The sequence below is a fragment of the Pseudomonas sp. GW821-FHT12A04 genome (assembly GCF_058807755.1).
Window position 1 is genome coordinate 78,025 of the sequence record NZ_JBXAQZ010000017.1, and the last position, 13,945, is coordinate 91,969.

Consider the following 13,945-nt stretch of genomic DNA (forward strand, 5'->3'; position numbering starts at 1 on the left):
CGGAACACGTTAATAAGACGCAAAGTGTCGTCATTTTGCTATTTGTTTGATCAGTATGACGATCTATCAATACACACTGACCACTGTGGGAGCGGGCTTGCCCGCGAAGAGGCCAGCTCTGGCACCCAAAAAACTACAGGCAGAAACTCAAACCGGCTGCCCCCGATCAATCTTGCTGCTCAAGATGATCGAAGTCGTGGTCTTCTCCACCCCATCCACACTGCCAATCTGGTCCAGCAACTGATCCAGCTGCTCCGGCGAATCGGTGCGCAACCACGCCACATAATCAAATTCGCCACTCACCGCACACAACTGCTGCACCTGCGCCATCGCGCTCAGGCGCCGCAGCACCTCCTTGCCGGAGCGTGGTTGCACGGTGATCCCCACATACGCCTGCAACCCGCCATCCACCACCCGCTGCCCGAGGCGAACACCGTAACCGGTGATCACCTTGGCCTTTTCCAGCCGTGCCAGACGCGAAGTCACTGTGGTGCGGGCAATGCCCAATTGCCGGGCGAGCATGGCCACGCTCTCGCGGGCGTTGATCTGCAGGGCGGCAATCAGTTGGCGGTCGATTTCATCGAGAACAGGCGTGCGAGTGTCAGACAAAGGGTTGTCTCCAGCGGCATGGATCAGTGCGCAAGCATGTTACAGGCAGTTTCTGCAGGACGCTCGCGACGGAGATGTGATCTAGCCTCAATACCGTTCATGACATTTTTGTCTGCGACAAATTGCCATAAGTAACTAGGTAGTACATTATTCCGCCCTTGTCACAAATGGGGAAAATTTCCGACATGAACAATTCTGGGGCTGCCGCCGGCAGTAAATGGTTGCTGGCGGGGCTGGGTGTGCTGATTGCACTGATCGGGCTCGGCCTGGCCGGTGGCGGTGGCTATCTGATCGCGCTGGGTGGCAGTTGGTATTTCCTGCTGATGGGGCTGGCGATGCTGGCGTCCGGGTTGATGATTGCCCGGCGCAAGCCGCTCGGCGCCTGGCTGTATGGTGTGGCGTTGGTCCTCACTGCGATTTGGGCCGTTTGGGATGCGGGCCTCGAATACTGGCCGCTGGTCTCACGGATACTGACCTTTGCCGTGATCGGTCTGGTTGTGGCGCTGATCTATCCGACCCTGGTCCGTGCTTCGGGCGCGACCGGCGGGCGTGGCGCCTACGGTCTGGCTGGCATTTTGGGTGTTGCAGTCGTTGCGACGATGGCCTACATGTTCGTGCCGACCCACGTGGTCAAGGCCATCACCGAACCTGCGGTAACGCCGATCACTCCGGGCACCGAACAGAAAGACTGGGCGCACTGGGGCAACACTACCGCCGGTAATCGCTTTGCCGCCCTGGACCAGATCAACAAGGGCAACATCGACAAATTGCAGGTCGCCTGGACCTTCCGCACCGGCGATATTCCGCAAAGCACCGGTGCCGGCGCCGAAGACCAGAACACTCCACTGCAAATCGGTGACACCGTCTACTCCTGCACCGCCTACGGCAAAGTCTTCGCCCTGGATGCCGACACCGGCGCCCAGCGCTGGAAGTTCGACCCGCAAGGCACCGCGCCCAACTGGCAGCGTTGCCGTGGCCTGGGCTACTCCGAAACCCCGGTGTCTTCGGACAATCAGCCAACCGCCTGTACGAAACGTCTGTTTCTGCCGACCGGCGACGCGCGTCTGATCGCCATTAACGCCGACACCGGCAAGCCCTGCGAAGAGTTCGGCAACAAAGGCACCGTTGACCTGACCACTGACATGGGCGAAGTAAAGCCCGGTTACTACCAGCAAACCTCGACCCCATTGGTCGCTGGGGACGTGGTGATCGTCGGTGGTCGCGTGGCCGATAACTACTCCACCGGCGAACCGCCGGGCGTGGTGCGTGCCTACGACGTGCGCAGTGGTGAGCTGGTATGGGCATGGGACCCGGGCAACCCGAACACCACCAAACGCCCACCGGCCGGCGAGACTTACACCCGTGGCACGCCGAACGTGTGGTCGGCCATGTCCTACGACGCCAAGCTCGGTCTGGTGTACCTGCCGACTGGCAACGCGACGCCAGACTTCTTCGGCGGCCAACGTACCGAGTTCGACGACAAGTGGAGCTCGTCCATCGTCGCTATCGATGTGAAGACCGGCCAGGTACGCTGGCACTTCCAGACCACTCACCACGACCTGTGGGACTTTGACCTGCCGGCACAGCCACTGCTGTACGACGTGCCGGACGACAAGGGCGGCACCCAGCCAGCCCTGGCGCAAGTCACCAAGCAGGGCGAAATCTTCCTGCTAAACCGCGAAACCGGCGTGCCTATCGCCCGCGTCGAAGAGCGCCCGGTGCCGCAAGGCAAGGTTCCCGGCGAACGCTACTCGCCAACCCAGCCGTTCTCGGTCGACATGCCGTCAATCGGCAACAAGACCCTGACCGAATCCGACATGTGGGGCGCCACGCCGTTTGACCAGTTGATGTGCCGCATCCAGTTCAAAGGCATGCGTCACGAAGGCGTCTACACCCCGCCGGGCATGGACCGCGCCCTGCAATTCCCGGGCTCGCTGGGCGGCATGAACTGGGGCAGCGTCTCGGTTGATCCGAACACCCACTACATGTTCGTCAACGACATGCGCCTGGGCCTGGCCAACTACATGATCCCGCGCGACAAGATCAAAGCCGGGGCCAGCGGTATCGAAATGGGCGTGGTACCGCAGGAAGGCACGCCGTTCGGCGCCATGCGCGAGCGCTTCCTCTCGGCGGTCGGCATTCCGTGCCAGAAACCACCGTTCGGCACCATGTCGGCCATCGACCTCAAGACCCACAAGCTGATGTGGCAAGTCCCGGTCGGCACCGTGCAAGACACCGGCCCGCTGGGCATCCGCATGCACCTGCCGATCCCGATCGGCATGCCGACCCTCGGCGCATCGCTGGCCACCCAGTCGGGCCTGCTGTTCTTCGCTGGCACCCAGGACTTCTACCTGCGCGCCTTCGACACCGGCAACGGCAACGAAATCTGGAAATCGCGATTGCCAGTGGGCAGCCAGTCCGGGCCGATGACTTACGTATCGCCGAAAACCGGCAAGCAGTACATCCTGCTGACGGTGGGTGGTGCGCGGCAGTCGACCGATCGTGGGGATTATGTGATTGCCTATGCTTTGCCGTAGGAGCGAGCTCGCTCGCGAAGGTCGTGAACGATAACGCGTGCTGTCTGAATGGGCGCGGTGCTTTCAAATCCATCGCGAGCAGGCTCGCTCCCACAGTGCGCGGGGAGCTAGAGTTACTCGTAGTCGAATGCTAGAACGAAGGTTCAGATGCAATGGAAATGACGAGGAAGCTGCCTCCCGCAGTACGCGACCGTGCCTTGCAGATCGCTCATCACGAAATGGGGCACTACGTGGTGGCCCGCTTCCTGGGATTTCAAACGGGCGGCGTCACCCTGACAGTGACCAAGGATTTGCGGCACCAGGGAGGGGCCTCCATTACGTTGGTGCGCCCCATTTCGTCGATGGAAGCCATGAAGGAGCATCTGGAAGCCCGGATGATGGTGCTCCTGGCTGGCGCAATGGCGCAGACACTCCCTTCAAAAACTTCAGCCGCCAAACGCGTCGATAAGCTGAAAGCCACAGCCATCCTCAAAGGCGGGCAGGGGGCGGAACAAGACTACGCAAAAATCAGGGAGCTTCAGCATCTGCTGCGTAATATCACTTGCCCCGATACCGATCCTGCGTCGTCTGAGCAGATAGCGGCGGAGCTCAAAGCGATGACAGATCGGGTTTGGATTCGGACTCAAGGAATTATCGAAGATCAGGCCGGGACGATTGCCGAATTGGCGGCGACATTGGTCGACGGCATGGTGCTCGTTGAGCAATGGGGGCGGGGGGCGGATACGTATGAGGTTGTGTACACCGGGCTGATGCTGGAACGGTTGCGGGTGGTGCAGGCCATCCCTTCGTTACGTGTTTGGACTGACAGTTGCAGTGATGCCGTTCAGTACTGGAAATAACGAAGAGCTGAAGTGTTACTTGCTATCAAACATTGCGTCTTGCACCCGTAGCAACAGTGCATCAGTCGCCCCTAGTAGCTCAGCCAGAAGGGTTTCGTCTACATCCATATAACCTTCGTACTCAGCCAGATTGCGGCGCTCGTGACAAAGCGCAAACAGGCGTACCTGGATTTTGTTCAGACCGAGAGTATGTACAAGGCATTGAAACACCAGATAACGGCGGTCAGAGCGAAAACCCTGCAGACGCATGGCCGTCAGTGCCAGGGCATGTGCGGCGTTGTAGGCGAGGTCGAAGCGACTGGCGAAGGACAGGGCCGAACTGTGGGCATCCTTCAAGCGGTCCGTGGCCGATCTCAGCAGCCCTTCACATTCCTTGCGATCTGGCGGTTCGGCTTTGAGGCCGCCGCTACGCACCAGGTTTTCCAGATTTTCGTTACTGCCCATCGGCTACCTCTGCTGGATTGTGGCCAATCAAATCAATTTTGTCCTGTTGTTCAACCCGCACTACAAAGCTGTTGCCGGCCGCCTTCTTGGTTTGCCAGTCGACCAGTGTGTAGAGCGTTGGGTTAATGGTGCGGCCAAGCTGTTCCTCTACGGGCAGTACCCGTTCCATCAAGTCGCTGTAACTGAGATTTTCACCAATCAGCATCAGGTCAATGTCACTGCCTGCGTGCTCGTTACCCTTGGCAATGGAGCCATAGATGAACGCCCATACCAACTGATCATTCAGCGGAGTCAAGGCCGCACGCAGCTGCTCTGCAATGCCAAAAGTCTTACGCACTATCCCAAGCAGTTCTGCATAGATGGGGCACTCAGGGTTGGCTTGGTAGTGCGTCTGATTACCCCGTCGACTCATGGTGAGAATGCCTGCGCTATGCAGACGCTCGAGCTCACGCATCAGGCTGCCCTTGCCGACCTGCGCCCAGCGGGATATTTCATTGGCATAGAAGCTCTGATCCGGTTTGCCATACAACATGCCCAGCACTTTTTGCTGGGTGGCAGTAAAGAGAGCATCGCTTAGCGGGATGGCAGGCATGGTCGGTTCTATAAGTCCCAAAAAGGGAACGATAGGTCCCTTTTTGGGAATTATCAACTTTGTCGTGATTATGTGTTTTTCGATGGGTCTGCTTCCTTTCTCATTTGAACAGGCCGGCGCGTCAGCACCTTTACCACATCATCAATCACCGCTTTGCTCATCGTCGTCAGGTAATGCGCGGCCCTGGCGTGGCGGTCGGAGTCTTGGGAGTAGGCGGCGTCCACGATGAGGGACTTGGCGAGGAACAGCAGGTCGGAGGCTTGGGCCAGAGCGTCGGCGATGGGGACGTTGCGGCAGACGTGGAACAGAGGTTGATCCGAGAGGTACAGGAAGGGTGTGAAGCCGGCGGTTTTCAGGTCTGAGGGTGCGGGTGAATCTGCTTCAGTCATGGTTTTACTCCTGGGTTCTAGGAGCCGCCACAATCGTTTCCAAGCGAATGGGTGACGGCTGTACGCAGGTTGGAAAACCGGGAACCTAGGAACCGGCACGCCCGAAGGCGTCCCACGCACAGCCGTCATAACTCAGGATCACACAATACAAGCAATCGTGATGAGGGCGCTGTTGCGGCTAGAGTTCGGCGGGTTTCCAAGCCCGATCGCTGAATGGTCAGCGACGTCCGGAGACTATCCCGTCGAAGAAAAGGGCAACAAGGCGGCAAAGTGCCCAAATAGAAGATTCGGAGTTTGCCTACAAGGTCTGCGGGCGTCATCCGATAAAGCGAGAGCTTAAGTAAACAAAACTAAACGCCAGGCACGAAAAAGCCGCGCATTGCGCGGCTTTCTTGTTTGGTGGGCCCACACGGACTTGAACCGTGGACCAAAGGATTATGAGTCCTCTGCTCTAACCAACTGAGCTATAGGCCCTCAGTAGGTCGCGGATTATAGCGACGGTTTTGCGACTGTGCTATCCGAAAAAGCCTTTACTGCTGTACGAAGAAACGTTGCGGCAAATTCGTCGGGGGGTAGGGGCAGGCTGACGATGTAGCCCTGGATTTGTTCACAGCCTTCGGCGGCGAGGAATTGCTGTTGCGCGTGGGTCTCGACTCCTTCGGCAATCACGGTGAACTGCATGCTGCGTCCGAGGGCGATGATGGCGCGGACGATCGCCGCGTCGTGGGGATCGTCCGGCAGGCCGCGGACGAAGGACTGGTCGATCTTGAGAATGTCCAGCGGCAGGCGCTTGAGGTAACTCAAGGACGAGTAGCCGGTACCGAAGTCATCGATGGCCAGTTGCACGCCCAGTTGTTTGAGTTGATGCAATACCGCCAGCGCTTCTTCCGCCTGGCTCATGATGAAGTTTTCGGTGATTTCCAGTTGCAGGAAACCAGGGTTGAGACCGTTGTCCTTGAGCAACTGTTCGATGCGACCCAGCAGGTTGGGTTGGCGTAGTTGGGCACCGGCCAGGTTGACCGACAGCGGGCCGGGATTTTCGTACAGCCGGTGCCATTCGGCCATCTGCCGGCAGGCGGTTTCCAGGACCCAGTCGCCGATTTGCAGGATCATGCCGTTTTCTTCGGCCAGCGGGATGAAGTGTTCCCGCGGCACGTCGCCAAAGGTCGGATGGTGCCAGCGGATCAGGGCTTCGGCGCCGACCAGGCTGTAGTCTTCGAGGCTGATTTTCGGTTGGTAGCACAGGCGCAACTCGTTGCGCTCGATGGCACGGCGCAGTTCGTGTTCCAGCGCCACGCGTTCGCTGGCCTGGGCGGTGAGGTCGCGGGTGTAGCTTTCGACACGGTTGCGGCCCTTGGCCTTGGAGCGGTACATCGCGGCGTCGGCGTTCTTGATCAGTGTGGCAACGTCGCAGCCATCCTTCGGATAGAGGCTGGTGCCGATGCTGGCGCTGATGAAAAACTCGTGTTCACCGGCCTGGAACGGCGCGGCGAAACAGTTGAGCAGTTTGGTGGCGATGTGGTCGGCATCGCTGGATTGTTGCAGGCCTGGCAGCAGGATAATGAATTCGTCACCCCCCAGGCGCGCCACGGTGTCGATGTCACGCAACTGTTCCTTGAGGCGCACGGCAATGCCCTTGAGCAGCAGGTCGCCGACCGGGTGGCCGAGGCTGTCGTTGATGTGTTTGAAGCGGTCGAGGTCGAGGAACAGCACCGCGCCCTGGCCGCCGTTTTCCTGCTGGCTGTTGAGCGCCGTCAGCAGACGGCTTTCGAACAGCGTGCGGTTCGGCAGGCCGGTCAGCGGGTCGTGGTGTGCCTGGTAGTCGAGTTTGGCTTGGGCGTGCTTGAGGCTGGAAATGTCGGCGAACACCGCGACAAAGTGGGTGATGAAGTTCTCCCGGTTGCGCACGGCACTGATGGTCAGCCAGCTTGGATACAGCTCGCCATTCTTGCGTCGGTTGGAAATCTCGCCTTGCCAGTGGCCTTCGGCGGTCAATTGATGCCACATGGCCGCGTAGAACGCGCTGTCATGCAGGCCCGAGGCGAGCAGGCGTGGCGTGTGGCCCAGGGCTTCGCTTTCGCTGTAACCGGTGATTTCGGTGAAAGCACGGTTGACCGCGCTGATGTGCTGTTGGGTATCGGTGATCAACACGCCTTCGGCGGTGCTTTCGAACACGGTGGCGGCCTGTTGCAGTTTTTCCTGCATCAGGTGCCGCTCGGTGATGTCCCGGGCGATTGTCAGCATGCAGTCGTCATCGCCAATCGGCAGTGGTCGGCTGGATACTTCACAGAGTCGGATCTGCCCGTCGCTGCGGCGGATATGGCAGCTGAAGTCGCGGACAAAACCATCGCGGCGCAGCAGATCGAGCATTTGCTTGCGTTCATTGAGGTTGACCCAGATCCCCAGGTCCAGCGCCGAACGATCCACCGACATGGCGCTGTTGAACCCGGTGATGCGGCTAAAACCGTCGTTGACCTCCAACAGCAAGCCATCGCTTTGCCGTGACAGCAGCAAACCGTCGGGGGAGGCGTGGAAGGCCTTGGCGAATTTTTCTTCGGACGTTTGCAGCTGTTGCTGGGTTTCCTTGAGTTGGGTGATGTCCCGCACCACGACCACCAGCGCCGGTGTCATGTCGAGGTCGAACGGTTCGGCGGAGATCAGGCCGGTAAACACCTGGCCGTTGCTGCGGCGAAAGGGCATTTCCAGGTTGCGGATGCTGCCGGCCTGCAAGCGTTGCAGCAGGCCCGGCCCGACACCGGGAATCCCCCAGATGTTCAGGTTGGTGGCGGTCTGGCCAATGACGTCCTCGGCCTTGAGGCCGATTTGCTCCTCGAACGCTTCGTTGACCTCCAGCAGGCAACCGTCGCTCAGGCGCGCGATCACCAGAATGTCCGGGCATTGCTGGAACACGGAGGCAAATTTCTGTTCCGACAGGCGCAGTGCTTCTTCAGTGCGCTTGGCGTCGGTGATATCGATCATCAAGCCGCGCAGCACCGGCTCATGCCCGTGCTCGATCAGGCTGACGATATCTCGCACCCACAGGCAGCGGCCGTCGGCGGTGATCACCCGGTAATCGAGGCGGTGATCGCGCCCGGCCAGTACTTCGTGATCGCAGAAGGTCTGGGCTCGGGTCAGGTCGGCGGGGTGAATGATGTTGCGCCAGAAGCCTGGAATCAGCCAATGGGACAGGGGATAACCGAGAAGGTCTTCGGCGTGGGGCGATACATAGCTGTAGGTGAAGTCCGTGACTTTTGCTTCCCAGGCGATTGCCGACAGGCTCTCCACCAGGCCGCGGTAGTGGTATTCGCTGCTGCGCAGTTCCTGTTCAAGGTCGACCCGGCGGGCGATTTCCGAGCTCAAGCGGCGGTTGATGCGGATAACCACCGCCAGCACGGTAGTCAGCAGCAGCAATCCGGGCAGGCCGTACACCAGCAAGTCACTCCAGAAAGTTCGATGATCGAGGACGTTACCGACCCAATGCTCCTGAATGGCGCTGATTTCAGCCGGGCTCATGTCCGCCAGGACTTTGTCGAGAATGCCGACCAGCATCTTGTTGTTGCGGGGTACACCCATGGCCAGTTGATAGCGATAGGGCGTTTCACCGCTGACATACAACCCATCGAGCTTGAGTTGGCGCAGGCTCCAGACGCTGGAAGCCAGATCGCCTACCACTGCGTCTACTTCGTCGATGGCCAGCGCCTGCAGCGCCGAACTGACGTTGGGCATCGCCACAAGGTTCAAGTCAGGATGGTGGGTGCGCAGCAGTTCGTGGGGGGCGTAGTTTTCCACCACGGCGATTTTCAGGCCGTACAGGTCTTTTAGGTTATGTGGCTGAGGGCCTCCGACATGGGCCAGGATGACAATCGGAAAATCCAGATAGGGGCGGGTGAACGACAGGTAATTCTGGCGTTCCGGGGTCGACATGATGCCCGGCAGCAGGTCCAGCTTGCCCTTCTTGGCCTGTTCCAGGACGGCGGTCCAGCTCACCGGCTCGATGGGCGTGAGCCGGGTTGCCAGCCTTTTGCGGATGACCTCAATGTAATCCGCGGCAAGGCCCTGGTAGCGGCCCTCATCGTCACGAAACTCGAAGGGCGGCCATGACGCATCGACACCCAGGCGCAATTCCGGGTGAGCCGCCAGCCAGCTACGTTCTTCGTCAGTGAGAGTCAGCGCGCCAGCCGTTGCGGTCCAGGTCATCAGCGACAGCAAAAAAAGCACGGTCGGCAGTCTGGGCATAACGGTCTCGTTATGGCTCGGGGGAATGTTTCGAGTGTAGACGGCTACAGGGCGGAGGGGGGAAGCAGGGGGATTTAATCTGTACAAAGCAAAACCCCCGGCCTGGGCCGGGGGTTCTGTGATCACTCGTCGAGGAAGGAGCGCAGATGCTCGCTTCTCGTCGGGTGGCGCAGCTTGCGCAGCGCCTTGGCTTCGATCTGACGAATCCGCTCACGGGTCACGTCGAACTGCTTACCAACCTCCTCAAGGGTGTGGTCGGTATTCATGTCGATACCGAAACGCATGCGCAATACCTTGGCTTCACGGGCAGTGAGGCCGGACAGTACTTCGCGAGTCGCTTCTTTAAGGCTCTCAACGGTTGCAACATCGATTGGCGACTGCATGGTCGAGTCTTCGATGAAGTCGCCCAGATGGGAGTCTTCGTCATCACCGATCGGGGTTTCCATGGAGATCGGCTCTTTAGCGATCTTCAATACCTTGCGGATCTTGTCCTCAGGCATTTCCATGCGTTCGCCCAGCTCTTCCGGGGTCGGTTCGCGACCCATTTCCTGCAACATCTGGCGGGAAATACGGTTGAGCTTGTTGATCGTCTCGATCATGTGCACCGGAATACGGATGGTGCGGGCCTGGTCGGCGATCGAGCGAGTGATCGCCTGACGGATCCACCAGGTGGCATAAGTCGAGAATTTGTAGCCGCGACGGTATTCGAACTTGTCTACCGCTTTCATCAAGCCGATGTTGCCTTCCTGGATCAGATCGAGGAATTGCAGGCCACGGTTGGTGTACTTCTTGGCGATGGAGATCACCAGACGCAAGTTGGCTTCAACCATCTCTTTCTTCGCGCGGCGGGCCTTGGCCTCACCGATCGACATGCGACGGTTGATGTCCTTGATCTCGGCGATGGTCAAACCGGTTTCGGTTTCCAGCGCGGTCAGCTTCTGCTGGCAACGGATGATGTCCGGCTGCAGACGACCAATGGCTTCAGCGTATTTGCCTTTGCCTTTGGCCAGGGCATCACTCCAGCTTTCGTCGACTTCGTTGCCCGGGAACTGGCGCAGGAAGTCGGCACGCGGCATGCGCGCATCACGAACGCAGAGCTGCATGATTGCGCGCTCTTGCTGACGCAGGCGATCCAGGGCGCTGCGAACACGCTCGACCAGGCCTTCGAATTGCTTCGGCACCAGTTTGATCGGCATGAACAGCTCGGCCAGGGCCAACAGCTCGGCAATCGCTGCCTTGTTGTTGCGACCGTGCTTTTTCAGCGCCTTGCGGGTGATTTCCATCTGATCGGCCACAGCGCCAAAACGCTGTGCAGCGATGATCGGATCCGGACCGCTTTCGGCTTCTTCCTCGTCATCGGAGGCTTCACCCTCTTCGTCGTCGGAATCGTCATCCGCCTTGACGGCTTTCGCGTCAATCGGCGGCGGCACTTCTGCCGCAGGCGGCGCGATGCCGTCGTCCGGGTCGATATAACCGCTCAGAACGTCGGACAGGCGACCACCTTCGGTGGTGACGCGGGTGTACTCGGAGAGAATATGATCAACCGTGCCAGGGAAGTGCGCGATTGCGCTCATCACCTCACGGATGCCCTCTTCAATACGCTTGGCGATTTCGATTTCGCCTTCACGCGTGAGGAGCTCCACCGTACCCATTTCGCGCATGTACATGCGCACCGGGTCGGTAGTGCGACCAATGTCGGTCTCGACCGCAGCCAACGCTGCAGCGGCCTCTTCGGCTGCGGCTTCGTCGGTATCGGCGTCGGCCAGCATAAGGGAATCCTTATCTGGCGCAACCTCGAATACGTTGATCCCCATGTCATTGATCATGCGGATGATGTCTTCCACCTGTTCCGGATCTGAAATATCCTCCGGCAGGTGGTCGTTGACCTCCGCGTAAGTCAGGTAGCCCTGCTCACGACCAAGTGTGATCAACTCTTTGATACGAGACTGCTGTTGCGCTTTTCCGGACATAACACCCTATCCACTGAAGGTCTTGGCGGGCAAAAAACAAGCCGAGGATTATACCTGAGCTATGACCTCACGCGCCAGTTGAGGTCGGGTTTGATGCGGAAACATTGCGACTCAAGAGGTCGCGCAGTTGATTTTTCTCTTCGCTGGTCAATTCGCTTTGACGCGCTTTTCGCAGAAGTTGTTCCAGGTTTCGCTCGCGTTGGCGGGCTGACAAGCTAGTAATGGTGTCGAAAAACTGTTGTTCAAGGTTATCTCCATCAATCAGCCATTCCTTTTCCGCCAAGGCCTTGAGCAAGCGGCCTTGTTCTGTGCCGTGCCAACGCGCAATCAGTTGAATTGAGTTTAGCTTGGGATTCTTCTGTACAGCTTCGAGCAGCGCCACCAGCAATTGCGTGTTGGTGTGATCCTCGGCGGCGAAGTGCCCGGCATCCTCGACTTTTTCGGCCAGTTGCGGGTGATGCAGCAACGTGCGCAAGGCGGCGAGGGTTGGCGGTTCTACGGCGGCGGGCACCCGTGGCGCGCGGGGTTGATCACGATCACCGCCCCGTTTGCCATTCTTGTCCCACGGTTTCTTGTCCCATTTCTTGCCTCCTGCACCGGGTTTCTTCGGCGTCCATTCCTGCTGCGGCACATACATTTCCTGTGCCTGCGGCTGATGATAGTCGCTGTAATCGGGCATCGCGTCGTAATCGATGCCCGGGTCGTAGGCCGGCGGTGCTTCTTGCGGGGCGCTTTGTGCCAGCTGACTGACCGCTTCACCGCTCAGGCCGGTGATTTCGCTCAGGCGCTGACGCATCAGGGTGCGCAGGTTGGCGCCCGGGACTTTGTCGATCAACGGCGCGGCGAGGGTGGCCATATGGGCCTTGCCCTCAAGCGAGCGCGGGTCGGCTTCTTCCGTCAGTTGCTGGAAGAAGTAATCGGCCAGTGGCTGCGCGTGCTGGTTGATCCGTGCGCGAAAGGCGTCGGTGCCTTCGGAGCGGACCAGGGTGTCCGGGTCCTCGCCTTCGGGCAGGAACAAAAAGCGTGCGCGACGACCGTCCTGCAGGCTCGAAAGTGTCGCCTCCAGCGCCCGCCATGCCGCATTGCGGCCGGCCTGGTCGCCGTCGAAGCAGAACAGCACGCTGGGCACGACGCGAAACAGCCGCTTGAGGTGTTCCTCGCTGGTGGCGGTGCCCAGGGTCGCGACGGCATTGCGCAGGCCTTGCTGGGCCAGGGCAATGACGTCCATGTAGCCCTCGACGACGATGATCTCGTCGAGGTTGCGGTTGGTCTTGCGCGCTTCATACAGGCCGTAGAGTTCCTGGCCTTTATGGAAAACCGGGGTTTCCGGGGAGTTCAGGTATTTCGGCTTGTCGTCGCCCAATACCCGGCCGCCGAAGGCGATGACGCGCCCGCGACTGTCGCGGATCGGAAACATCACGCGGTCGCGGAAGCGGTCGTAGCGTTTACCGCTTTCGGCGTTTTCGATCAGCAGGCCGGCATCGATCATGGCTTTTTGTTGCAGGGTATCGCTGCTCAAGTGCTTGAACAGGTTGTCCCAGCCAGGCGGAGCAAAGCCCAGGCCGAAGTCCCGGGCGATTTCGCCGGTCAGCCCGCGACCTTTCAGGTATTCCACGGCGGCCTTGCGCGATGGGTGGCTTTTGAGGGCCTGGCGATAAAAGTCGGCAGCGGCGCTCAGTAGCGGATACAGCGGCGAATCGGTCGGCTGTCGCGGTTTGTGCGGCCGGCCGCTTTCTTCGCGGGGGATTTCCATGCCGGCGGCTTTGGCCAGTTCTTCGACAGCCTGGACGAAATCCAGGTTGTCGTGGTCCATGATGAAGCCGAGGGCGTTGCCGCCGGCGCCGCAGCCGAAGCAGTAATAGAACTGCTTGTCGGGGCTGACGCTGAACGACGGAGTCTTTTCCTTGTGGAACGGGCAGCAGGCAGTGTGATTTTTGCCGGCCTTTTTCAATTGCAGGCGCGAGCTAACCACATCGACGATGTCGGTGCGGTTCAGAAGGTCGTCAATGAAGCTCTGGGGAATTAGCCCGGCCATGGCGTTCTCGTCATCTGCGCTGAAAAGGAACCCGAAACGTACGGCGACCGAACGCGGTCATTGTTTGAGGCGCGCAAAGTGTGCGGCTCGACCAGTGTCGTCTGCGTAATCGCTGTCGGGAAGTGTATCTGCCGAAAATCCACTGACGTTAATGCCAATCAGTATTCGACTGTTTGAATGTGTTGCGCTGAATCCGCTGTGGCCAATCAAAGGCCCCGGATAGCTCATCATCTGGCACGCAAGCAGGTGCCTTGGGCTGATCGTCGTGAGAGGAATCAGTGGGTGTGCTCGTCA

General features: G+C 59.5%; 9 protein-coding genes and 1 tRNA gene. 2 read left to right on the forward strand and 8 right to left on the reverse strand.

From position 1 onward, the window contains the following. Nucleotides 1–147: 147 nt before the first annotated feature. Nucleotides 148–609: an Lrp/AsnC family transcriptional regulator gene (locus AC1RS8_RS24765; RefSeq protein ID WP_223502307.1), complete on the reverse strand. Its 462-nt coding sequence runs from the start codon at nt 607–609 to the stop codon at nt 148–150. Between the two features lie 185 nt (nt 610–794). On the opposite strand from AC1RS8_RS24765, the gene AC1RS8_RS24770 reads away from it, so the two are divergent. Next, nucleotides 795–3,146, forward strand: coding sequence for a glucose/quinate/shikimate family membrane-bound PQQ-dependent dehydrogenase (locus AC1RS8_RS24770; protein WP_489339339.1), 2,352 nt, complete (start codon nt 795–797; stop codon nt 3,144–3,146). Nucleotides 3,147–3,304: 158 nt separating this feature from the next. Next, nucleotides 3,305–3,985 (forward strand): zinc metalloprotease, encoded by a 681-nt coding sequence (locus AC1RS8_RS24775; protein WP_489340650.1) that lies wholly within the window; start codon nt 3,305–3,307, stop codon nt 3,983–3,985. Between the two features lie 15 nt (nt 3,986–4,000). On the opposite strand, the gene AC1RS8_RS24780 is transcribed toward AC1RS8_RS24775, so the two are convergent. The 7 genes from AC1RS8_RS24780 to dnaG form a co-directional block, all read right to left on the reverse strand. After that, entirely contained in the window at nt 4,001–4,429 is a 429-nt protein-coding gene (locus AC1RS8_RS24780) for a hypothetical protein (protein WP_489339338.1), read from the reverse strand. Then, nucleotides 4,419–5,021, reverse strand: a complete 603-nt coding sequence (locus tag AC1RS8_RS24785; protein ID WP_057713049.1) for a nucleotidyltransferase domain-containing protein — start codon at nt 5,019–5,021, stop codon at nt 4,419–4,421. Before AC1RS8_RS24785 ends, AC1RS8_RS24780 begins: the two co-directional genes overlap by 11 nt. Before the next feature lie 68 nt (nt 5,022–5,089). Continuing rightward, nucleotides 5,090–5,410 carry a DUF3077 domain-containing protein gene (locus AC1RS8_RS24790; RefSeq protein ID WP_489339337.1) on the reverse strand — a complete coding sequence of 107 codons (321 nt, stop codon included), beginning with the start codon at nt 5,408–5,410 and terminating at the stop codon, nt 5,090–5,092. A gap of 397 nt (nt 5,411–5,807) precedes the next feature. Beyond that, a tRNA-Ile gene (locus AC1RS8_RS24795) sits at nt 5,808–5,884 on the reverse strand. A gap of 15 nt (nt 5,885–5,899) precedes the next feature. Further along, the gene (locus AC1RS8_RS24800; RefSeq protein ID WP_150814000.1) at nt 5,900–9,646 is read right to left on the reverse strand and encodes a bifunctional diguanylate cyclase/phosphodiesterase; all 3,747 of its coding nucleotides are present in this window, start codon (nt 9,644–9,646) and stop codon (nt 5,900–5,902) included. Between the two features lie 122 nt (nt 9,647–9,768). Then, nucleotides 9,769–11,616 carry an RNA polymerase sigma factor RpoD gene (rpoD, locus tag AC1RS8_RS24805; RefSeq protein WP_057713062.1) on the reverse strand — a complete coding sequence of 616 codons (1,848 nt, stop codon included), beginning with the start codon at nt 11,614–11,616 and terminating at the stop codon, nt 9,769–9,771. Nucleotides 11,617–11,683: 67 nt separating this feature from the next. Continuing rightward, on the reverse strand, nt 11,684–13,651 hold the full coding sequence (dnaG, locus tag AC1RS8_RS24810) for a DNA primase (RefSeq protein WP_008051597.1): 1,968 nt from the start codon (nt 13,649–13,651) through the stop codon (nt 11,684–11,686). Nucleotides 13,652–13,945 lie beyond the last annotated feature (294 nt).

Coding starts and splice junctions, on each gene's coding strand:
- AC1RS8_RS24780 (WP_489339338.1), bottom strand. CDS start 4,429: ATGGGCAGTAACGAAAATCTGGAAAACCTGGTGCGTAGCGGCGGCCTC.
- AC1RS8_RS24790 (WP_489339337.1), bottom strand. CDS start 5,410: ATGACTGAAGCAGATTCACCCGCACCCTCAGACCTGAAAACCGCCGGC.
- AC1RS8_RS24775 (WP_489340650.1), top strand. CDS start 3,305: ATGACGAGGAAGCTGCCTCCCGCAGTACGCGACCGTGCCTTGCAGATC.
- AC1RS8_RS24770 (WP_489339339.1), top strand. CDS start 795: ATGAACAATTCTGGGGCTGCCGCCGGCAGTAAATGGTTGCTGGCGGGG.
- rpoD (WP_057713062.1), bottom strand. CDS start 11,616: ATGTCCGGAAAAGCGCAACAGCAGTCTCGTATCAAAGAGTTGATCACA.
- dnaG (WP_008051597.1), bottom strand. CDS start 13,651: ATGGCCGGGCTAATTCCCCAGAGCTTCATTGACGACCTTCTGAACCGC.
- AC1RS8_RS24800 (WP_150814000.1), bottom strand. CDS start 9,646: ATGCCCAGACTGCCGACCGTGCTTTTTTTGCTGTCGCTGATGACCTGG.
- AC1RS8_RS24785 (WP_057713049.1), bottom strand. CDS start 5,021: ATGCCTGCCATCCCGCTAAGCGATGCTCTCTTTACTGCCACCCAGCAA.